We start from the raw sequence: 22698 nt of genomic DNA on the forward strand, positions 1-22698 counted from the left end.
TATTAATGGTTAAAATGGTGAAAAAGTGCAATGAAAATAAATCCTAACGGAATTAAAACAGCGTAAGCCTTTCCAAATCCTTTTAACCCTTTTACATATTTATTGTTGGCACCAACAGACTGAAATGCTGAACTAAAGCCGTGAAGTAGGTGCAATGAAAGAAAAATAAAACCTATACAATAAAGGGCAACCCTCCAAATAGGCTCAAATTTATGGACCAGTTCTTCGTAATAACGGTAACCCTCCCCATCGGCTAGTAGGCCGGTCATGTCTCCTTGAATATATTTTGTGTTTATTTCAGGAAACCAGAAATCCACGAAATGTATGATCAAGAAAACAAGGATGAAGCCACCGCTCCATATCATATTTCTGCTCATCCAAGTGGAATTGGCAGCACCGTTGTTTTTGGCATACTTTATGGCACGGGCATTTTTATTCTTTATTTCCAATACAAACCCCATAACAAAATGATAGACAACCCCAAAAAGCAGTACAGGTTGCAGCCCGTATTGTACCAAGGCATTGGTGCCCATAAAATGTGAGGTTTCATTAAAAGTATCCGGACTAAGAACAGACAGGATATTAATGGCAAAATGTTGAAGTATAAAGATCATTAAGAAAAAGGCGGAAAGGGCCATGGTGTACTTTCTGCCTATAGAAGAGTTTAAAAATCCACTCATTAGTTATTTGTTTTGATTACAAATTTACTCCACAAACGAGTTACCAACAAATTTTGTTGAATTTATGTACAGTATTTAGAACCAATTTAAAGAAATCCACAATTTTATTGAGGAAATACTATAAATCTTTTTTCATCCAACTTCAAAAATAGTTGGGTAAAGGAAATGTTTTCCTTGAGCAATCTTTTTAGATGACTTTTTATTTACCGCATATAAAATGCTGGTTTGTAGAAAAGTGCTGGTGTAAAATCTCAAACAATTGTTGTTTATTTTGAAGGTTTTTTCTTGTTAAAATATTTGATTCCCATTGGTTCGTCCATACTTTTATTGGTTTCCAAACGTTAGAAACTAACCGAATTATAAATTGGGATAACTGGATGGTATTCTGGAAGAACTGGTCTTTAAATATTAAATTCTCTTTAATTGCTTTTTTTATAACGGCAATATTGGGCCTTGTAAGTATGGGTGCTTTGGGAGGTTTGTTGTATTACCCGGTTTCTTTCCTGTTTGCCTCTTATCCCACTCTAAATGATTGGAGTGGCGATTGGGTGTGGCCCAGTGTTATTATGGTGGGCATGTTATGGTCCTTTGGTTTTGTGTTTGGCGCGGTGGCCTGGTACTACATCCAAAAAATAACCCAATCCAAAGTGCTGCTTGTAGGTGCATACTTACTTATACTTTGGTTATGGGCGGCATTGCTCTGGTGCTGGATGATTAAGGTGAATTTAGATCAACTAACCTAGTGGCATTAAGAGTTAATGGTGATGGACGATTAGAATTTTTTTATGATGCCTAGAAATATCCCAGCAAGCTTATTTTTCCAATTCTGCGACAAACATTTTTGATTGGGACTCAATTGTAGCCTGGGCCTCTAAAATGGCTTTATCCAAAATTACCGTATTTTCCGGGGAGGCCAAGTCTGTTGTAGATGCAATGGCCTTTAAATACCAATCTTCCCAAGCTTTTATTATATCTATCTCACTTTCCAAGAGGTTTCCGGCTTTGATGGATTTTTCACTGAGCAGAAATTCCTCAGAAAGGCGATTTGTTGCCGCATCCCGTACTATTTTAACGATATCCATTGCTGAATAAGAATCACCATTTACTAAGGTTAGGGCACTTGCCAAGGCTGCAATGCTTACATTTTTAAGTGTTTCTTGGGAGACCTTATCCAATCTATCGTTATCGGTATGATAAAACTGATCTGTAAAATGCCAAAACAATAATCCGGGTATATTGTTGTCCAAAAATGGGGTATGGTCACTACCACCTTCATAAGGATTGGTATTTACTTCCCAATGGGCAACCTTCCCCTGCTTCAAAAAATTATGGATCATATAGTCATTTAGGTAATGGGGCTTCATATCCTCCATGGTAAGCAGATTGCCGCCCCATTCTGTATGTTTGTCTTTCCCCCTGGTCCATATGGCACTTGGGTCCGGCATTTTTTCAATTAAAAACGAGCCCCCTGTAATAGCCGTGTTTTCTCCGACCATATCCAAGCTTAGCCCCCATTTTATGCCCTTGGCCCTTTTTTCATTTTCTTGAAGGTATCTTTTTGTAGATATAATTTCATCACCCCAAATAAAGGTCATGGTACGCTGTGCATCAATACTTTCATTTCTGATTAATTTGGCAGCTACTGTGGCCATTTCCAATTGGGCGCCCACTCCACTGGCATTATCGTTGGCACCAGGTTCCTGTATATGGGCGCTGAACACTAGGCGTTCTTCTGGCATTTCGGAGCCCTTTATATCGGCAACCAATGTTAGTTCTTCGGAAGGATAAATTTTGCTGGAAATATTTACCTTGGCATATACTTTTCCTTTTTCCAATGCCGCCTTTAGCCTTTCTTTGGCCCTATAGGAAAGGGCAATGCCCCAAGTGTTTTTGGGATCGAATTTCAAGCTTCGGAATTGAATGGAATTTACATTTTTTTCAGGGTTCAAATAGTCGGGATTATCATAGGTGACCATACCCAAAGCACCTTTTTTTAAAACCCCTTCCTTATAAATTTCGGTAGCCTGTGTTTCCGTAAAAATAATTTTTCCTTTTACAGAAATGCTTTGAAGATCATTTATGTCCTTAACATAAATAACTTCTGCAGTTGTTCCATTACTCGGAGTCGATATTGAATTTAAATAGACCATGTTCCTATTGGAGGTGTAGGATAGCAATGGGTTATTTTCCCCAATCAGGGTAACGTTTGCATCTACAATTTCCCAAGTGGGATGTTGCAAGGGCCTTTTTTCCAATCTGTAGGTAAACCGATCTGTTTTGGATGCGTTTTCCTCCAAGACATAACCTGCGGCTTTCAAGGATTCTGCCACTTTTTGGATGCTCTTATTAAAACCTTCATTGCCTACCACTCGCCAAAATTGTTCTATGAATGCGGTGGTTTCATAGGCCTGTTCCCCGCTAAGGTTGTTCCTGAGGATATCTAAATAATCGTCTGTTGTAACTGCAGAATTTTTTGTTTGTGCCCAGCTTAGGGTAACCGCACTTATCAATAAAAGAACTAGATTTTTAGTCATAACTATAGACAATATTTTAGGGACTTTATAGGGCACAATACACCACACTTTTATTATATAAAATCTAGGGACGAAGGTATGGTATTTTAAAGTTTCGATGGTTGGAAAGGAGTGGTTTTAAAAATCATTTAACGCTTTGTGGGGGGTAAAGCGTTTCCTATTTATTAAATTTGACGACAAAAGCAGAAAAATGAAATATCAGCAAATAGATAACAACTTGTTTGTAAAGAACCGCAAGAAATTTATGGCCCGGATGAAGCCAAAGAGTATTGCCGTTTTTAATTCCAATGACCTGTATCCCATGGGAGCCGATAGTACCATGCCTTTTGAACAGAATAGGGATTTGTTTTATTTAAGTGGTGCGGATCAAGAGGAGACCATTTTGTTGTTGTTCCCGGATGCTCATGAGAAAAAGCATAGAGAGGTCTTGTTCGTAAGGGAAACCAATGCACATATTGCAGTCTGGGAAGGAGAAAAATTAACCAAAGAAAAAGCTACGGAAGTATCTGGGATCGAAACCATTTATTGGTTGACAGATTTTGATAAGATCTTTTATGATCTTATGACCGAAGTGGAAACGGTATACTTTAATACCAACGAGCATTACCGCCAGGCCGTGGAGACCCAAACAAGGGAAGATAGGTTTATATTAAAATGCAAACAAGATTATCCTGCGCACCTATGGGCCAAAAGCAGTCCTATATTACAGGAAATTAGGGGGGTGAAGGAGCCGGAGGAAATTGCCATCATGCAGACGGCCTGTAATATTACCGAAAAGGGATTCAGGCGCCTATTGGGTTTTGTAAAACCTGGGGTTATGGAATATGAGATTGAAGCGGAGTTGTTGCACGAATTTATCCGTAATAGGTCCAAGGGCTTTGCCTATACCCCTATTATAGCATCTGGCAATAATGCCAATGTATTGCACTATATAGAAAATAACCGCGAATGTAAGGACGGGGATATGTTATTGATGGATGTTGCGGCAGAATACGCCAATTATTCCAGTGACCTTACACGTACCATTCCAGTAAACGGCAGGTTTACCCCTAGGCAGAAAGCGGTTTATGAAGCAGTGCTACGGGTAAAGAATGACGCCACGGCCATGTTGGTGCCCGGGACCATGTGGGGGGAATACCATAAGGAAGTAGGTAAATTAATGACATCCGAGCTATTGGGATTGGGCTTGCTGGATAAGGCCGATGTGCAAAATGAGGATAAAGATTGGCCGGCCTATAAAAAGTACTTTATGCACGGCACCAGCCATCATATTGGATTAAATACCCACGATTACGGCGCATTAAAAACGCCTATGGTGGCCAATATGGTCTATACTGTGGAGCCCGGAATTTATATTCCGGAGGAAAATATGGGTATCAGATTGGAAGATGATGTGGTTATCCAAGAAAAAGGGGCTCCCTTTAACCTAATGGCAAATATTCCTATAGAAATAGAGGAGATCGAGGAGTTGATGAATGCGGGGAAGTAAGCTTTGTAAATATTAAGTTTGAAAATTTTGTTTTAAACCACCACTACCTCTCCTTGGGAGAGGTCGGAACTGCCTTTTTTGGCAGTTTCGGGTGAGGTGATAAGTGGATTTTCTCTTTTTTCTGTCCTAATAATTACTTCTTTTCAGGAAGGGCTAATTGATTCTGATTATTAATGTGAATATGAGGAACTATTTTTATAGGACAAACTGAATTTTTATAAATGTCGTAAATATGCCGTAAAGAAACCGCTATCAAAACATGATTTCTTAAATATCTTTGAAGGGAATTAAAAAAATAGGAATGAGTATTATTGGGAGAACAATTTGTGAAGCGAGAAAGTCCAAAGGTTTAACTCAAGAAGAGTTAGCTGAATTAACAAAGATTAATTTAAGAACAATTCAACGGATTGAAAATAATGAAAACGAACCACGTGGTAAAACATTAAATCTAATTTGTGATGTACTGGAAATAAATATGGAAGATGTTTTTAATAGACAGAAACAAGAAGATATAACAAATTCAAATTTATTTCACGGATATAAATTAGCTTCAAAAGGAACTAGACTTTTAGCCAATCTAACTGAATTTTTCTTCTTTTTCATAATTATTGGTGTCTCGCTGATTATTTTCAAAATAATCACCAAAGACTTTAATCCCAATGGCCCAAAATTTGCATCACCTGAACATATTGCCATTTTTTCAATATTTATAGGAGCCGTATTCTATCCAATTTTTACAGGAAATTTAGGGCACAAGATTTATAACTTAAAGGTTATTTCGTCGGAATCAGGAAATGATTATGGCAAAGCGCACGAAGGAGCTATTAGAGAATTTTTAAAGTGGATGTTAAGCATTCTTATATTTCCAATGATCTGGATTCTTTGGGATGATAAAAATCAAAATTTATATGACAAATTAACTAAGACATTAGTGGTTGAAAAAAAATCGAATAGATAGATTAAAAAATAAGGTTGAACTCAAATATTGCCTAATTCTGGATAACCACAGGCAGATTTGGCTAATTTATAATTTTAAATTACATAAAATTGCTGTTTCAAACACTGCACTTTCAATTCACTAGTACAAATATCGCCATTAAATAACTACCACTTTTTTCCTTCCAATTACATTAAAAACTACAAAAGCAACCAAAGCAGGTGGTACCCAGCCCAGCCGGTATTGGCTCAAGGGTATCCATTCAAAAAAATCCTTTTTAGGAGCCAAATCCCCCAAACTGCCCAAAAAATCCGGGATGCTAAAAATGATAGTAGTGATTACTACAGACTTAAAAACCATAGGTGAAGCCCATTTTTGCGGCATTACATTCAGGACTATCAATATAATGGTGATGGGATATATAAACATAAGTGCCGGAAAAGCTACCGTAATAATATAGGCCACATTAAATTGTCCCATGGCAATCCCTAGTAGGCAACCAATTATTGCGGTTAGCAGATAGGCATGTTTGTATTTAGGGAGTCGGTCCTTGATAAAATCAGCGGTTCCTGTAACAATGCCTACGGCAGTGGTAAAACAGGCCAGACTTACTAAAATGCTCAGGAAAATATTGGCGTTATTGCCCAGGCTTTGTTTGCTTATTCCGGCAAGTAATTCTATTCTGGTGATATTCAATTCAAAATTAAGATGGTTCAGGGCCCCGGTAAGGATAAGGCCCGAGTAAATTATAAAGAGGGTCAAACCGGCCAGCCAGCCAGCATTGCGGACCAAAGTTTTTTTGTCTTCAAAGGATGTGTTCTGCTTTAAATTAATGGAGACAATGATGACACCGCCAACTACAATGGCCCCAATAGCATCAAATGTTTGATAGCCTTCCAAAATGCCATCGCTGAACGGACTGGTAATATCGGTGGTCCCAAAATTGAAGTCAAGCGTAAAAAGGCTTGTAACGATTATCAAAACCAAAATCAATATGATGGCAGGGGTAAGAAATTTACCCAATATGTCCAATAATTTGGATCGATTTATGACAAAAATAAAAACTAAAGTAAAGTAGACGATACTGCTAAGTAGGGCAGGAGTATTGAAAAACGGTTGCACTGCTATTTCATGGGTTACGGCGGCAGTACGTGGCGAGGGTAAGCTTATCGAAATTGCATAGATCAATAAAGAATAGACAAGACTAAAATTTGGCGAGACCTTTTTTCCAAAATCATAAATGGTACCCTGTAATTTGGCGTGGGCCAAAATTCCCAATATGGGCACTAAGACCGCAGACATTGCAAACCCCAATGCTACCAGCCACCACCAATTTCCGGACTGAAACCCCAATAGGGGTGGGAGAATTAAATTTCCTGCCCCAAAAAATAAGGAGAATAATGCAAAGGAGGTGACAAGGGTATCCTTAGTATTGGGCATTTAAGGCAATTTTGGCGAAAGATAGTTTAAAAACCGTTTAGTTTAAATGGGTATATAATCACCCAATAAGTGCAGTTGGTCGAAAAAATCAAATTTTGCTAAAAAAAAACGAAAAAAAAACAGGTTGTACTCAATAAATGGAAGGGTGTTGGCGTTAATTATCTGAAAGTCATTTAATAAGTGCTTTCACCTGATAACCTAAAGTTTAATTTTTGCATTTTACGGTCCCCTAAGCCTTACCAATGCCACCTAAAAAACCTGCATTATGAAGAAAGTTATGACAGACTATGGAACAAAACTCAGCGCTATCTGCTGCAGCATATTTGGACATCACTACATAGTATCCAAGAAGGTAACCTTACACATCAAGGAATATAAATGTGTTCATTGTAATAAAGAGGTAACTACGGATGTAAGTGGAAATCTATCCAACTTGACCCCGGAATTGCAGGATATCAACAATACCTTACAAGATATTTATCAGAAAAGACATAGGGCTACCCAACAGGTAGCCTAAACCATGCTTGGCAACTTAATTCCGACCTTAAGCGGTATCGGAGTTTTTGAAGTTATTCCCGTAAATTAATGAACGCCCATATTCTTGGCTGTCCAGCGCCCCACGACAGTTAAGTAAGGAACGTCCTAGGTTTTCGGGAATTCTTTTTTCCTAAATGATCCCAATAGATCCCTTTCCTTTATGAAAAGGAATTCCAACCCTGGGCAGTGATAGGAATTTTGGTGTTGCTTCTGGAAACCAAATGAACACCTTCATTCTTATCTGTCATATGGCCCACTACCGTAAAATGGGGATTACCCTTTATTTTTGGAAAGTCCTTTTGGTCTATGGTAAACAATAATTCATAATCTTCACCTCCGCTTAAGGCTACCAGTGTACTGTCCATTTTAAATTCTTCACATGCCGAAATTACCGTTGGATCCAACGGAATTTTATCTTCGAATAAATTACATCCCACCTCACTTTTATCGCATAAATGTAAAATTTCAGAGGAAAGTCCATCGCTGATATCGATCATAGAAGTGGGGAGAATCTCCAACTTTTCCAACAAGCCTTTTATATCCCTTCGGGCTTCGGGCTTCAATTGGCGTTCTACAATATAAGTGTATGGTGATAGGTCGGGTTGATTGTTTGGATTTACTTTGAAAACTTCCTTTTCCCTTTCCAAAACCTGTAAACCACAGTAGGCACCACCTAAATCCCCTGATACCACTAATAGGTCGTTGGGTTTGGCCCCACTTCTGTATACAATATTCTCTTCCTTGGCTTCTCCTATGGCGGTAACACTTACCAACATTCCTTTGGTAGAGGAGGTAGTATCCCCACCCACTAGGTCTACCTTATATATTTCACAGGCCAAGGCAACCCCGCTATAAAATTCTTCAAGAGCTTCTAAGGGAAATCTATTGGAAACGGCAATGGATACAGTTATTTGCGTGGCCGTGGCGTTCATGGCATAGATATCGGATAAATTTACCATGACCGACTTATAGCCCAAGTGTTTCAGGGGCATATAGCTGAGGTCGAAATGCACTCCTTCTATCAATAGATCCGTAGATATTACGGCTTTCTTGTCCTTGAAATCCAACACCGCGGCATCATCTCCAATTCCCTTAAGGGTAGATTTATGCTGTAAGGTAAAATCTTTGGTAAGATGTTTTATCAATTCAAACTCTCCCAATTGATCCAGTCCTGTCTTTTCTTGATTTTTGTCTTCTATCATGCGGCAAAAATAAGGAGTATATCCATTATATCACTAATAAAGGTTCTATAAGTAAGCAATAAAAAAGCCGGACTTTATAAGTATTTTTAAGGATACTTATAAAGTCCGGCCTATTAAATCAAATTATAACCCAGGGTCTATCCCACAGAATATCCCGCTCTATAATTACGTTTTACGTATTTGTTGGCAGCCTCAAAGTTGGTAACCCTCATATTTTCAGCATCCCATAACAAGCGTTTTCTTCCGTTGTATTTTGAGCCTCCCCAGAAACTGCCCTTATCGGCATTAGGGTCTACTTCAAAATAGGCTTTTAACGCTAAGTTACCAATTAGTATACTTTCGGTAAAAGGACCGGCATAATCAAATGAAGAACTGGTTTCGGCATTGCCATAACCCGCCATACAGGCGTTTACCCATTGTAGATAGTGGCCTTCCGGAACTCTCGCAATAGTCTCTGCAACTTCAAATTGTTCGTTTAGCGATAAAGGAAGGAGTCTTGGATTGGCGCCATAACAGTCGGCCAATAATTTGCCTTTGGTACCAATAAATAGTACTCCACCATCCCAGTTGCCCAAAGCTTCGTCGTCGCCCATTTCATCTGGTCTTTCTGGTAGAAGTCCACCATCCATCCAAGTAACTTTTACGTTGCCTTTGCCATCGGTTCTTGGATAGCTCAGGTGTATTTTACTGGAATTCGGAAAACTCTTAGGATAATCGGCTGTTTCAAATTTCCCTTTAAAGGAATCTGAAACGCTGCACTCAACCTGGTTAGGATAAAGTATAGGCAGTATTCGGTATACGGGATCCATTATGTGGCAGGCCATATCTCCAAGTGCACCAGTTCCAAAATCGGACCAACCCCTCCAATCAAAAGGAAGATAGGCATCGTTATAATCGCGCATTTCGGCGGTACCTAACCAAAGGTCCCAATTTAACCCTTTGGGTATTTTATCTTTTTTGGTTGGTGTTTGAAGTGCTTGTGGCCAAATAGCCCTATTGGTCCAACATTTTACAGTATGTACTTCACCTATGATACCTGTATCATAAAGTTCTTTCATTTTTCGTACGCCATCACCTGAGCCACCTTGGTTCCCCATTTGGGTAACTACCTTGAATTTTTTTGCTGCCTCGGTAAGCATTCTAGCTTCCCAGATATCGTGTGTCAATGGTTTTTGAACGTAGACATGCTTGCCCATGGACATGGCCATATAGGCAGCTACAGCATGATTGTGGTCTGGAGTTGATACCGATACGGCATCAATATTGTCCTTTTCATTTTCCAACATTTTTCTAAAGTCGGCATAGTATTTTGCCTTTGGGAACGATTTCCTGGACTCAACAGCCTGTCTGTCATCTACATCACAAAGCCCTACAATATTAACATTGGGACTTTCTGCAAAGGAAGCAATATCACTTCTACCTTTACCACCGGCACCAATGCCGGCAATATTAAGTTTGTCACTTGGGGCAACATAACCAGGACCTCCCAATACGTGTCTTGGGACAATCATAAATCCGGCAGTTGCCAAGCCGGTACCTTTAATAAAATCTCTTCGCGAATTGTTACTAAATGCGGTCTTTTTTTTGGACATAATTTTTGAAAGTTTTTCTATTTTTTTAAAATGGATTTGAATTTAAATTAATTTTTTGTAATCTGCATAAAGATGTTTTAATAAATTTCTATATATTTTGTTAATTTATCAGTTATTGCCTCAAAACTATTTTGGGTTTGAGGGGTTTTCATGGATTTTGCGTATTGATAATTAGTGGCTTAGCTCAATAATATTGGGATAGGAACACATTTATTGACGTAAATTTATTTTGTTTTTTAATCGTTTAAGCAAGTATCAATTTATTTATATCCTATAATCTTATTTTACTTAAAAGTTTTATATAACTAAGAAATGAAAAATACTACGTTCTCCCACCTGCCCATTATCTTGTTTTTGATAGTTGTTAATTTCTCATGTGAGCGTAAATCAAACTATGATCGACCAATAGATACTTGGGTGTTTAGATCGGTTATGGATAAACAGCCAAGGATGTTGACGGTTGCCCTGAATAAGGATTTGTATACCTGTTACAACCTACAGTCCGGAAATTTATACAAAGTGTGGAAAGGCGGGGTTAATTATGAGGGAGCCGTATATACTACAGCACACGGTATTCAGCCTACAAGTTTTGGTTTTGCCTATGTGCAGGATGATTCCCAACAAACTCAATGGAGGATTAAAAGCCAAGAGGGGGTAGAAATTCCAAAAATCAATTATTTGGGTTATTCCATGATCAACGGTCAAGTAGGAATAAACCTTGAATTGATATCAAAATCTGGAAAATCGGTTAAAATTCGTGAAATTCCGGAGTACGCTTTTGAAGAAGGTCGTTCGGGATTGGTTAGGACCTTTACTATTCTTGAAGGTTCGTCCAAAGACCTGATAGCCGTATTGAATTATGGTACTGACGATAAGTTGATATTTAAGGAAACCGTGAACGGGGGAAAAAGGAGTGAAAATAACAATGGGTTGGAGCTTGCCCAAAATACTGTGGTTAAGACGTATTTTAATCCTGTTCCGGCAGATTGGACAGCCCCAATTGCGGATGATTTAGGAATGATCGCCGTTGGAAGGAAAATAGTTGAAGGGAGCGATTGTAGTGCCTGTCATCTTCAAAACGAAAACTTGGTAGGTCCCGCATATGATTCCATTGCTAAGAGATACCCTTTTAATTGGGCCACTGTTGATGCCTTGGCGGATAAAGTTAGACTTGGCGGAACCGGGAATTGGGGCACTATCGCCATGTCGGCCCATCCTGATATATCTAGGTCCGAAGCACAGAATATGGCCTATTATATTTTGTCTTTGGATGGTGAGCCCGAACCCGAGGAAAGGGTTGTGGATATTGCATTGAATACACCCGACATCACTTTTGCCTTGGACAATGAAGATCGAAGGGGTGGAGATAAAAAGGTAAAGCAGGCCGGAGCAGCAGTAAGTTTATATTTGGTAAATGACAGTGGGGATCTGTATGAAGACCTTACCAAGAACACCTTGCCAATATTAAACGGAATTGCACCTGCAATTCATTTACCAACTTCAGGGGTTTTGGGAGAAATCAATGAACATTTCTATATGGAGTTTAAAGGGTTTATAAAATCTAATGAAAAGGTAAAAAAAACATTTAGACTAATAAGTGATGATGGTTCGGTATTGAAGCTTAATGGTTCCGAAATAATTGATAACAGAGGAGATCACGGTGCTGAGGCCGTAAACGCATCGGCGGTATTGGAAAAGGGGTGGAATGAATTCTTGTTGCAATTTCAACAGGGCGGCGGAGGTTATGGCCTTTCGCTTCAATGGTCTAATGATGGGGAGCAGTTTACAGTGGTCCCGGATTCCGTATTTTGTCACGACAGCAGTGCTTTTCGAAAATTATTGCCTTATGTTTCAAAAAAGGCGAGTACGGTTCCTGGAGACCAAATGCCTTTGAATGCGGTCCACCCGTCTTTCGATATGTTTCAGGCCAAACCCTCGGAATTTCATCCTAGGATAGGGGGTATCGACTTTATAGACAAGGATAAAATGGTCATCTGTACCTGGGACGCCTCAGGCTCCGTGTATATTTTGAAAAACTACAATACGGAAGACCCTGAATCTATAGAAGTAAAGCAAATAGCCAAGGGATTGGCCGAGCCTTTGGGAATTAAAATGGTAGATGGGGAACTATACGTTCTGCAAAAACAGGAACTTACCAAATTGATAGATACCGATGGTGATGAGGTAATAGACGAATACCAAAAAGTTTGTGATTCCTGGAACGTTACCTCTCATTATCATGAATTTGCCTTTGGATTGGTCTATAAAGAGGGGAGTTTTTATGCCACCTTGGCAACAGATTTGGGCTCTGAATTTAAAGAAGTAAAGGATAGGGGAAAGGTAGTGAGAATTAGTAAGGATGGTAGTGAGGTTGAAGTGATAGCCGAAGGTTTTAGAACCCCCAATGGTATTGCAGAAGGACCCGATGGCGCCCTTTATGTGGCGGACAACCAGGGCAATTGGATACCTACAAGTAAGATTGTACGGGTGGAAAAGGGTAAATTTTATGGATTTAAACATGCTGATTGGGAGCGGGTAAAGGATTATAAGGAAGATCCTCCTTTGGTTTGGCTTCCACATGGCGAAATTAGCAATTCCCCTAGTCAACCCGCAATTCTTAATTTAGGGCCCTATAAGGATCAAATGATTCACGGGGATGTTACCCACGGAGGCATTAAAAGGGTGTTTATTGATGAGGTTGACGGTGTAAAACAGGGTGCTGTCTTCCGTTTTATTCAGGGATTGGACGCCGGTATCAATAGGATGGTCTGGGGCCCTGATGGTAACCTGTATGCCGGCGGGGTGGGATCCGGTGGCAATTGGAGGCATGAGGGGCGACTTTGGTATGCCCTACATCGCTTTAAATACAATGAAAAAGCTATTTTTGAAATGTTGGCGGTCAGGGCGAAAAGCAACGGTATGGAAATTGAATTTACTGAGCCGATAGCTTCTGATGAATTGGTGAATGCCGATGCTTTTGAGGTGCAACAATTTTATTATGAAGCAACGGAGGACTACGGTGGACCAAAATTGGGTGTGGAAGGACTTCCGATTAAATTGGTGAACCTTTCTGCAGATAGGAAAAAAGTATTTTTGGAGATTGGCGGTTTTAAAGAAAACAGGGTGGTATACATACACATAACAAAGCCTTTTAAAAGTGAAAATAACCTATCACTTTGGTCAACGGAAACTTGGTACACCATGACCCAAAAACCTGTGGATAGCCCTGGAATTAAAAATCCTTAAATCTTGGTGCCTTATAGTACCCTAGGATTTTAAGCCATTCATTGGGAGCTATTTGGCCCATACCCGGTGCAAGATCCGGTCAATGGGTTTTTACTGTTGGTCCAAAGGATAATCCGTATAGATATTTATTGGATTCCTAATGGGTTGCACTTGTTAATTTTTTCTTTGGACAATCCTTAGGTACGGGCCATAATGTAAGCTTCCAAAACATAGTTTCCTTAAAAAATCTAAGCCATGTTTCCAAGAACGATCCACTTGGAATAAGAGGTCCACTTTAATCATCCTTTCGTCCATAAGAAATTTTGATTTGGCTATTCGTTATATTAATGTTAGGAAATATGGTAAAACCCTACTTATGTACTATATTTGTAAACTATTTAGATTAAATCCAATTAAGAATGATTAAAGTATCTGAAACAGCTAAGCAGAGGGTAATGGCCCTAATGGCCGAAGGAGGCTTTGATGCCAGCAAGGATTACGTGCGGGTAGGTGTTAAAAGCGGAGGTTGCAGTGGATTGTCCTATGAGCTAGATTTTGATAATAAGACCACGGAAACCGATAAAATTTTCGAGGATAACGCAGTGCGGATTGTAGTGGATAAAAAAAGTTTTCTTTATCTAGTTGGTACCGTACTGGAATATTCCGGGGGACTCAATGGCAAAGGATTTGTATTTAATAATCCCAATGCCCAAAGGACTTGTGGATGTGGAGAGAGTTTCTCTCTTTAAGGGAGTAATGATGTAAAAGTATAAATGTACCAATGAGTACATTAGAGATGATAAGTAATTAACCAATTGTTACATTGAGCAATTGTTAAATTAGGAAGAATGGCATATACAGAGGAAGAATTAAAGAAGGAACTGGAAACCAAAGAGTATGAATATGGTTTCTACACAGATATTGAATCGGATACGTTTCCCATTGGTTTAAATGAGGAAATTGTAATAGCTATTTCCAAAAAGAAGGAAGAACCGGAATGGATGACCCTGTGGCGTTTGGAATCCTTTAAAATCTGGAAGGAAATGGTGGAGCCCGAATGGGCCAATGTTAAATATAAAAAACCAGATTTTCAGGCTATTTCCTATTATTCCGCACCTAATAAGAAACCGAAGTACGATAGTTTGGACGAGGTAGATCCGGAATTGCTGGACACTTTCAAAAAATTGGGTATTTCTTTGGACGAACAGAAGAAATTAGCGGGAGTGGCTGTGGATATCGTAATGGATTCGGTATCGGTTGCTACCACCTTTAAGAAGACACTGGCCGAAAAGGGAATCATATTTTGTTCCATTTCAGAGGCCATTAAGGAGCACCCTGAACTGGTCAAAAAATATATAGGTTCTGTAGTTCCGCAAAAGGACAACTTTTATGCGGCCCTTAACTCAGCGGTTTTTTCCGATGGGTCTTTCTGTTATATCCCAAAAGGCGTTCGCTGCCCTATGGAACTTTCCACCTATTTTAGAATCAATCAGGCTGGAACCGGGCAGTTCGAAAGAACCCTTGTAATTGCTGATGAAGGAAGTTATGTAAGTTACTTGGAAGGATGTACCGCTCCTTCGCGTGATGAAAATCAATTGCATGCCGCAGTGGTAGAGTTGATAGCTTTGGATGACGCCGAAATTAAGTATTCAACTGTTCAAAACTGGTTCCCTGGAAATAAAGAGGGTCAAGGTGGTGTTTTCAATTTTGTAACCAAAAGAGGATTGTGCGAAAAGAATGCAAAAATTTCTTGGACACAGGTCGAAACTGGTTCTGCAGTCACTTGGAAATATCCATCCTGTATTCTTAAAGGGGACAATTCCATTGGGGAATTCTATTCTATAGCCGTAACCAACAATTATCAACAGGCGGATACGGGTACCAAAATGATCCACTTAGGGAAAAATACCAGAAGTACTATTATTTCCAAGGGTATCTCGGCCGGGAAGTCCCAAAACAGTTATCGTGGATTGGTACAGGTAAATAGTAGGGCGGATAATGCCAGAAACTTTTCCCAATGTGATTCCTTGCTAATGGGGAACGAATGTGGGGCACATACTTTTCCATATATAGAAGTAAAAAACAAGTCCGCACAAATAGAACATGAGGCCACAACCAGTAAGATCGGCGAGGATCAGATATTCTATTGCAATCAACGGGGAATAGATACGGAAAAGGCAATTGCCTTGATCGTAAACGGTTTTAGTAAGGAAGTACTGAATAAATTGCCAATGGAATTTGCGGTGGAAGCCCAAAAATTATTGGAAATAAGTTTAGAAGGATCTGTAGGATAAAGGAAATAGTTTCTAAAGTCCTGTCTTCGTCAAGGAGGGGTCTTTAAGAAATTGTATAAACGCCACCGTTTCTTTAAACGTATAAAGAAGATTTTAATAAAATGCCGAAGGCGCCCAATTATTTAAAATAATTAGAATTAAGAACAATGCTGAAAATTAACAACTTACACGCTAGAGTAGAGGATAAGGAGATATTAAAGGGAATAAACCTAACGGTGAATGCAGGGGAAGTACATGCCATTATGGGGCCAAACGGTTCAGGGAAAAGTACCTTGGCGGCCGTAATTGCCGGGAAGGAAGAATTTGAAGTTACCGAAGGAGAGGTATTTTTGGAAGGTGAAAATTTAGAAGACACCTCACCTGAAGATAGGGCACATAAGGGAATATTTTTATCCTTTCAATATCCAGTGGAAATTCCGGGTGTTTCTGTGACCAACTTCATGAAAACAGCTATCAATGAGTCTAGAAAGGCTAAAGGACTGGAAGATATGCCAGCCAAGGATATGTTGAAATTGATCCGTGAGAAGTCGGAAATGTTGGAAATTGACAGAAAATTTTTGTCACGCTCACTTAATGAAGGCTTTTCCGGTGGGGAGAAAAAGCGAAACGAGATTTTTCAAATGGCTATGTTGGAGCCTAAATTGGCCATTTTGGATGAAACGGATTCCGGTTTGGATATTGATGCCTTGCGTATTGTAGCCAATGGGGTAAATAAATTAAAGAGTAAGGATAATGCCGTTATTGTAATTACTCACTACCAGCGTCTATTAGAATACATTGTACCTGATTTTGTACATGTATTACATAACGGAAAGATCGTTAAATCGGGCACTAAGGACCTTGCTTTGGAATTGGAAGAAAAAGGATATGATTGGTTGAAACAGGAAACTGTGATATAGTTTTAATGTTCAATGTTGAAAGTTTAAAAGTCAAAATTGCATTCTGAATGTGTATTTGAGATGGCCAAAATAAATTCGTTTGAAGAAATAAATGCTTGGAAAGAGAGTAGGGATTTCAATAAGGCAATTTATGGTTTGACGAATAAGGGTGATTTTGAAAAAGATATTGATTTAAAGAGACAAATTAGGAGAGCTTCGGTATCTACAAGTTCCAATATTGCGGAAGGGTTTGAAAGAAATACAAATAAGGAATTTATTCACTTTCTATACATTTCAAAAGCCTCTGCGGGAGAGGTGAGATCGCAGTTGTATTTAGCATTGGATTTGGGGTATATGGAGGAGAAGGAGTTTATTTTATTAAAGGAAAAAATTGAGAATATATCTAAAATGTTAAGTGGGTTTATTAAGTATTTGTCTAATTAGACAAGGCACTTTATAACATTTGACATTTAGACATTACAACTTGTAAAAATGGATTTAAAAGAAAAATTGGTTTCCTCATTCTTGGCATTTGAAAACAGTGTGGATGTAGATCATCCGGTACACGATATACGTTCTGAGGCCATCAAGAATTTTGAGACAAAGGGTTTTCCCACTAAAAAGGAGGAGGCCTGGAAATATACTTCCCTAAATACGCTTCAAAAAATAGATTTCAGCATCTTTCCAAAAAAGGAAAGCATGTTGGAATACAGGGATGTAAAAAAGTACTTTCTACATGAAATAGACACCTTTAAAATTGTCTTTGTAGATGGGGTATATAGTTCTTTTTTGTCGGAGACTACCCATGATGGAGTGGATGTATGCCTAATGAGTTCGGCCTTGAACAAGCCCATGTACAAGCAAATAATAGATGTTTATTTTAATAAAATAGCATCCAAGGACGATTCGTTGACTACCTTGAATACAGCTTTTAGCAGGGAAGGGGCCTATATTTATATTCCCAAAAACAAGATTCCAAAAAAACCGATAGAAATTGTTCATTTTTCAACCGGGAATGAGGCCGCACTTTTGTTGCAGCCTAGAAATTTGATCATCGCAGAGGAAAATGCAGAAATGCAGATTATAGAGCGCCATCAGAGTCTAACGGCCAATGAGGTGTTTACCAACTCGGTAACTGAAATTTTTGCGGCCAAGAATGCCAATGTAGATTACTATAAGGTGCAGAACGATTTAACAACTTCCTCCTTGATAGACAATACTTATATAGATCAGAAAGACGGCAGTGTTGTAAAGGTTCATACCTTTTCCTTTGGGGGCAAATTAACCCGAAACAACCTTAATTTTTATCAAAATGGGGAACGTATAGATTCTACCATGAAGGGGGTTACCATTATTGAGGAAAAACAACATGTGGATCACCATACCTTGGTGCATCATATACAGCCCAATTGTGAGAGCCATCAGGATTATAAAGGGATATATGGCGAAAATTCCACTGGCGTTTTCAACGGTAAGATTATAGTGGACAAAATTGCCCAAAAGACCAATGCCTTTCAACAGAACAATAATATTTTGGTAAGTGACAAGGCTACAATTAATACAAAACCTCAACTGGAGATTTTCGCAGACGATGTAAAATGTTCACATGGTTGTACCATTGGGCAATTGGATGAGGAGGCTTTATTTTACCTACAGTCTCGGGGAATTCCGAAAAAAGAAGCGCGGGCATTGCTTATGTACGCCTTTGCCAATAACGTTTTGGAAAGTGTACGAATTCCGGAATTAAAGGTTAGGATCAACAAATTAATTGCCAACAAATTGGGAGTTCGTTTAGGATTTGACCTTTAGTAAGTTTCTATTCAACGTAATTTCCAGCATTGAATTTTTAACATGATACAAACTGTTTTCGATATATTGAGCATACGTAAGGACTTTCCTATCTTAAATAGGAAGGTAAACGGCTATCCCTTGGTATATCTGGACAATGCCGCTACGTCCCAGACCCCGCAAAAGGTTATAGATACCATTGTGGATTATTATAGCAACTACAATGCTAATATCCACAGAGGGGTTCATACACTGTCCCAAGAGGCAACGGACGTTTACGAACAGGCAAGGCAGAAAATACAAAAGCATTTTAATGCCGCTAAGTCCCAAGAAATTATTTTTACCTCCGGAACTACCCATGGCATAAACTTAGTAGCCAATGGTTTTACCACTTTATTGGAAAAAGGAGATGAAATTATAGTTTCCGCATTGGAACACCACTCCAACATTGTGCCTTGGCAAATGCTCTGTGAACGTACTGGTGCTGTTTTAAAAGTGATTCCAATGAACTTGGAAGGCAAATTGGTTATGGAGGAATACCATAAATTACTTTCCAACCGTACCAAACTGGTATTCTGCAACCATGTTTCAAATGCCTTGGGGACCATTAATCCAATAGAAAAAATTATAACAGCTGCACACAATGTAGGTGCTGCCGTCTTAATAGATGGTGCTCAAGCGGCACCACATATAAAAGCGGATGTTCAGAAACTGGATGTAGATTTTTACGTTGTTTCGGCACATAAAATGTGTGGTCCCACTGGAGTAGGAATGCTTTACGGGAAGGAGGAGTGGCTAAATAAACTGCCACCTTACCAAGGAGGGGGTGAAATGATTGCAGAGGTAAGCTTTGAAAAAACTACCTATGCCGATCTTCCCCATAAGTTCGAGGCAGGTACCCCCAATATTTGTGGTGGTATTGCTTTTGGTGCTGCTCTGGATTATATGAACGCCATTGGATTTGATGCCATTGCCCAATACGAACACGAACTTTTGCAATATGCGACCCAAGAACTTCTGGCCATTGATGGATTAAGAATTTATGGAGATACAAAAGAAAAAACAGCCGTGATTTCCTTTAATATTGAAGGACTTCATCCTTATGATATTGGCAGTATATTGGATAAACTTGGTGTTGCTGTAAGAACAGGACATCATTGTGCCCAGCCCATCATGGATTTTTACAAAATTCCTGGTACTGTACGGGCAAGTTTTAGTTTCTACAATACCAAGGAAGAAGTAGATATATTGGTGTCTAGTGTAAGACGTGCAAAAACAATGCTGTCATAACTTCATTTAGTTAATTTTCAATCTTTTAAATAGTTGATATGCAAAATTACTTATTGTATTTTTGTTTCGAATTGTTACCATTATACAATGGGCACAAAATTTTGATATGAGTATAAAAGAAATACAGGAAGAGATAGTTGATGAATTCTCTATGTTTGAGGATTGGATGCAGCGCTATGAGTATATGATAGAGCTCGGAAAGTCACTGCCAATGATCAAGGAACAGTATAAGACCGACGACAATATTATTAAGGGCTGTCAGAGCAAGGTTTGGGTACATGCAGAACTGGAAGGTGATAGATTAGTTTTTACTGCGGATAGCGATGCCATTATTACAAAAGGTATCATTGCTATTTTGATCAGGGCTTTTAGTAACCAAAAACCTAAGGATATCATTGATGCAGATACCAGTTTTATAGATGAGATCGGATTAAAGGAGCATTTGTCACCTACGAGGGCAAATGGCCTGGTAAGTATGATCAAACAATTGAAATTGTATGCTGTGGCATACCAAACACAATTAAATTAATTGGTCCTGCCTCAAGGATTGTTGCACTAACCCCTTTTGCAGGCCATAAATATTTAAAACAATGAGTGAAGAACTAGAAACTATAGACACCCAGGAATTGGGAGAAAAAATAGTGAGGGTACTTAAAACAATTTATGACCCCGAAATACCTGTGGATATTTATGAATTAGGGTTAATTTATGATGTTTTCGTCAATGAGGACAATGAAGTTAAAATTCTAATGACCTTGACCTCACCTAACTGTCCGGTTGCCGAGTCGCTCCCAATGGAAGTGGAGGAAAAGGTAAAATCTATAGATGAGCTAAAAGATGTTGAGGTGGAAATTACTTTTGATCCCCCTTGGACCCAGGAATTAATGAGTGAAGAAGCCAAATTGGAACTAGGGATGCTATAGTTTTGGCTTCCAGTGACACTTATTAATTATTGTAATATCTATTATGCCGATTGGATGTGATATTGTAAAACCGAAAATTTATGTCTGAAATTATAAATCGTGTCTCCCAAAGTAAACTGGTGACCTTTAATCTAGAGGACTTATACCCAAAAGGGGAAAGGATACTTATGGATATTAAGGATTGGTTGTACGAAGGCTTAATACTGCGTGAAAAGGAATTTCGTGCACAATTGGAGGAACATGATTGGACTAAATACAAGGATGCATATGTGGCATTAACATGCTCTTCCGAGGCCATTATTCCTGGTTGGGCGTATATGCTTATTGCTACCAAACTACAACCTTATTCCAAGCAAATTATTATTGGGGATTTGGAGATGTTGGAATCCTCACTCTATCAGTCTATAATAGAAAATCTGGATGTGTCCGAATTTGTGGACAAACCAGTGATCATCAAAGGCTGTTCCAACAAACCTGTTCCGGCTAATGCCTATTTGTGGGCTACGACCAAAATTCAATCTGTAGCCAAAAGTGTAATGTACGGGGAAGCCTGTTCTTCGGTACCCTTGTTCAAAGCAAAATAACGATAGATATAGTTCCCTCCTTTTCCAACATTCCTTATTTTTGCACCACTATAAATAAACACTAATTATTATGAAGAAAATTGTACTAGCAATAGTCGCTTTGTTGGCTATGAACATTACTGTTGCCCAGACTTTGGAGGAGTTAAAGGCGGAAAAGGCAAGTAAAAAAGATTCCATTGCGGCAATACAAGGAAGGGTAGACGCCATTCAAGGAAAAATAAATGCCATACCCGGATGGAAAAAAGGCGCTTTTGGAACCATTGGTGCCAGTCTTTCCGGATTTAACAATTGGTATTCCAAAGGCACTCCAAATTCTAGTGCAGGGAATATAGGTATTACTACCAATGCCTTTGCCAATCTTAATCAACCTAAGTTTTTCTGGAGAAATTCATTGAACATTAATCTTGGGTGGGTAAAAATTGATGACAAGGATATTGATACCGATGATGATAGCTTTCGGTCCGCTACAGATGTCTTTAATATAACTTCGTTGTACGGCCAAAAATTGAGTGATAAGTTCGCTATATCTACTTTGGGGGAATATAGGACCACGATTATAGATAATTTTAATGATCCTGGTTATTTGGATATTGGGGTTGGAGCAACTTGGACCCCTATTACCGATTTGGTGGTGGTTATTCACCCCTTAAACTACAACTTTGTGTTCAGTACTGGAGATACTGTTTTTGAATCTTCTTTGGGTGCAAAAATTGTGGCCGACTATACCAGGAAATTGGGCAAAGTAAACTTTAAGACTAATTTGTCCATGTTTCAAAGTTATAAGAGTGCGGATTATTCCAACTGGACCTGGACCAACTCCTTTGGATATACCTTATGGAAAGGTATTGGTCTAGGGTTCGAATTTGGTCTAAGAAACAACAGACAGGAAGCCTTAAGCTATGCCATTGATAATCTTGATGTGGGTGACCCTACGCCTACTTTCGATTCTATAGACAACGATTTACAGACCTATTGGCTGTTCGGTCTAAATTATTCGTTCTAAAAGACAATATTGATTGGTAAAAAAAATAAAAGGCCCTCATAGAGGGCCTTTTTTGCAAAGTAGGGTTTGTCAATTTTGGTTAGGCGATATATATTTTAATTTTCAAAAAGTTCGCGTGTTTTTTTTCGGGTTACCTGAAGGTGCATATCATGTGCTTTTAGATGCATAATCAAATAACGATAAGGCTAATATAGTGGGGAGTAAGTTAATGGATAAATATATGTTGTGAATGGAGTGCATAATGTGGCATATCACTATGTTAATGGGGTTAGAAAAATTAATTCTGGAATTTCGGGATTCGA

Annotated in this window: 20 protein-coding genes; 15 read left to right on the forward strand and 5 right to left on the reverse strand. The window is 38.9% G+C overall.

All coding sequences use genetic code 11. From position 1 onward, the window contains the following. Window positions 1-2 precede the first annotated feature (2 nt). Window positions 3-680: a succinate dehydrogenase cytochrome b subunit gene (locus tag MWU82_RS00495; protein ID WP_247094867.1), complete on the reverse strand. Its 678-nt coding sequence runs from the start codon at window positions 678-680 to the stop codon at window positions 3-5. A 377-nt stretch (window positions 681-1057) separates the two neighbouring features. Between MWU82_RS00495 and MWU82_RS00500 the strand changes: the two genes are divergently transcribed. After that, window positions 1058-1423, forward strand: coding sequence for a hypothetical protein (locus tag MWU82_RS00500; RefSeq protein ID WP_215947620.1), 366 nt, complete (start codon window positions 1058-1060; stop codon window positions 1421-1423). A 69-nt stretch (window positions 1424-1492) separates the two neighbouring features. Here MWU82_RS00500 and MWU82_RS00505 read toward each other — a convergent pair whose 3' ends face one another. Next, window positions 1493-3214, reverse strand: coding sequence for a M28 family peptidase (locus MWU82_RS00505; protein ID WP_215947621.1), 1722 nt, complete (start codon window positions 3212-3214; stop codon window positions 1493-1495). A gap of 190 nt (window positions 3215-3404) precedes the next feature. Here MWU82_RS00505 and MWU82_RS00510 point away from each other — a divergent pair, with 190 nt between their 5' ends. Both MWU82_RS00510 and MWU82_RS00515 read left to right on the forward strand, forming a co-directional pair. Further along, window positions 3405-4703 carry an aminopeptidase P family protein gene (locus tag MWU82_RS00510; protein ID WP_247094868.1) on the forward strand — a complete coding sequence of 433 codons (1299 nt, stop codon included), beginning with the start codon at window positions 3405-3407 and terminating at the stop codon, window positions 4701-4703. A 301-nt stretch (window positions 4704-5004) separates the two neighbouring features. Beyond that, window positions 5005-5661, forward strand: a complete 657-nt coding sequence (locus MWU82_RS00515; RefSeq protein ID WP_247094869.1) for a helix-turn-helix domain-containing protein — start codon at window positions 5005-5007, stop codon at window positions 5659-5661. A gap of 138 nt (window positions 5662-5799) precedes the next feature. On the opposite strand, the gene brnQ is transcribed toward MWU82_RS00515, so the two are convergent. Further along, window positions 5800-7080 carry a branched-chain amino acid transport system II carrier protein gene (brnQ, locus tag MWU82_RS00520; protein ID WP_247094870.1) on the reverse strand — a complete coding sequence of 427 codons (1281 nt, stop codon included), beginning with the start codon at window positions 7078-7080 and terminating at the stop codon, window positions 5800-5802. Window positions 7081-7345: 265 nt separating this feature from the next. On the opposite strand from brnQ, the gene MWU82_RS00525 reads away from it, so the two are divergent. Further along, window positions 7346-7597, forward strand: a complete 252-nt coding sequence (locus tag MWU82_RS00525; RefSeq protein ID WP_215947624.1) for a hypothetical protein — start codon at window positions 7346-7348, stop codon at window positions 7595-7597. Between the two features lie 178 nt (window positions 7598-7775). Here the strand turns inward: MWU82_RS00525 and thiL are convergent, their stop codons facing one another. Beyond that, window positions 7776-8819 carry a thiamine-phosphate kinase gene (thiL, locus tag MWU82_RS00530; RefSeq protein WP_215947625.1) on the reverse strand — a complete coding sequence of 348 codons (1044 nt, stop codon included), beginning with the start codon at window positions 8817-8819 and terminating at the stop codon, window positions 7776-7778. Between the two features lie 137 nt (window positions 8820-8956). Continuing rightward, window positions 8957-10411: a Gfo/Idh/MocA family oxidoreductase gene (locus tag MWU82_RS00535; protein WP_215947626.1), complete on the reverse strand. Its 1455-nt coding sequence runs from the start codon at window positions 10409-10411 to the stop codon at window positions 8957-8959. A gap of 312 nt (window positions 10412-10723) precedes the next feature. On the opposite strand from MWU82_RS00535, the gene MWU82_RS00540 reads away from it, so the two are divergent. The 11 genes from MWU82_RS00540 (at window position 10724) to MWU82_RS00590 (ending at window position 22396) form a co-directional block, all read left to right on the forward strand. After that, window positions 10724-13657: a PA14 domain-containing protein gene (locus tag MWU82_RS00540; protein ID WP_247094871.1), complete on the forward strand. Its 2934-nt coding sequence runs from the start codon at window positions 10724-10726 to the stop codon at window positions 13655-13657. A 398-nt stretch (window positions 13658-14055) separates the two neighbouring features. Beyond that, window positions 14056-14385 (forward strand): iron-sulfur cluster assembly accessory protein, encoded by a 330-nt coding sequence (locus tag MWU82_RS00545; protein ID WP_093977833.1) that lies wholly within the window; start codon window positions 14056-14058, stop codon window positions 14383-14385. A 99-nt stretch (window positions 14386-14484) separates the two neighbouring features. After that, the gene (gene sufB / locus MWU82_RS00550; RefSeq protein ID WP_215947628.1) at window positions 14485-15930 is read left to right on the forward strand and encodes a Fe-S cluster assembly protein SufB; all 1446 of its coding nucleotides are present in this window, start codon (window positions 14485-14487) and stop codon (window positions 15928-15930) included. A 146-nt stretch (window positions 15931-16076) separates the two neighbouring features. Further along, a complete protein-coding gene (gene sufC / locus MWU82_RS00555; RefSeq protein WP_111622859.1) occupies window positions 16077-16829 on the forward strand; it encodes a Fe-S cluster assembly ATPase SufC in 753 nt (250 codons plus the stop codon). Window positions 16830-16889: 60 nt separating this feature from the next. Then, the gene (locus tag MWU82_RS00560) at window positions 16890-17252 is read left to right on the forward strand and encodes a four helix bundle protein (protein WP_215947629.1); all 363 of its coding nucleotides are present in this window, start codon (window positions 16890-16892) and stop codon (window positions 17250-17252) included. 48 nt (window positions 17253-17300) lie between these two features. Next, entirely contained in the window at window positions 17301-18617 is a 1317-nt protein-coding gene (gene sufD / locus MWU82_RS00565) for a Fe-S cluster assembly protein SufD (protein ID WP_215947630.1), read from the forward strand. A gap of 42 nt (window positions 18618-18659) precedes the next feature. Then, entirely contained in the window at window positions 18660-19886 is a 1227-nt protein-coding gene (locus MWU82_RS00570; protein ID WP_215947631.1) for a cysteine desulfurase, read from the forward strand. Between the two features lie 106 nt (window positions 19887-19992). Next, window positions 19993-20415 (forward strand): SufE family protein, encoded by a 423-nt coding sequence (locus MWU82_RS00575; protein WP_215947632.1) that lies wholly within the window; start codon window positions 19993-19995, stop codon window positions 20413-20415. A gap of 61 nt (window positions 20416-20476) precedes the next feature. After that, window positions 20477-20809 carry an SUF system Fe-S cluster assembly protein gene (locus MWU82_RS00580; protein ID WP_031446224.1) on the forward strand — a complete coding sequence of 111 codons (333 nt, stop codon included), beginning with the start codon at window positions 20477-20479 and terminating at the stop codon, window positions 20807-20809. 80 nt (window positions 20810-20889) lie between these two features. Then, a complete protein-coding gene (locus MWU82_RS00585; protein ID WP_247094872.1) occupies window positions 20890-21393 on the forward strand; it encodes a DUF2480 family protein in 504 nt (167 codons plus the stop codon). A 70-nt stretch (window positions 21394-21463) separates the two neighbouring features. Next, on the forward strand, window positions 21464-22396 hold the full coding sequence (locus MWU82_RS00590) for a DUF3078 domain-containing protein (RefSeq protein WP_215947634.1): 933 nt from the start codon (window positions 21464-21466) through the stop codon (window positions 22394-22396). The last annotated feature ends 302 nt before the right edge of the window (window positions 22397-22698 follow it).

Origin of the sequence: Arenibacter sp. S6351L (assembly GCF_023016025.1) — a bacterium.
GTDB classification, from domain to species: Bacteria; Bacteroidota; Bacteroidia; order Flavobacteriales; family Flavobacteriaceae; genus Arenibacter; species Arenibacter algicola_B.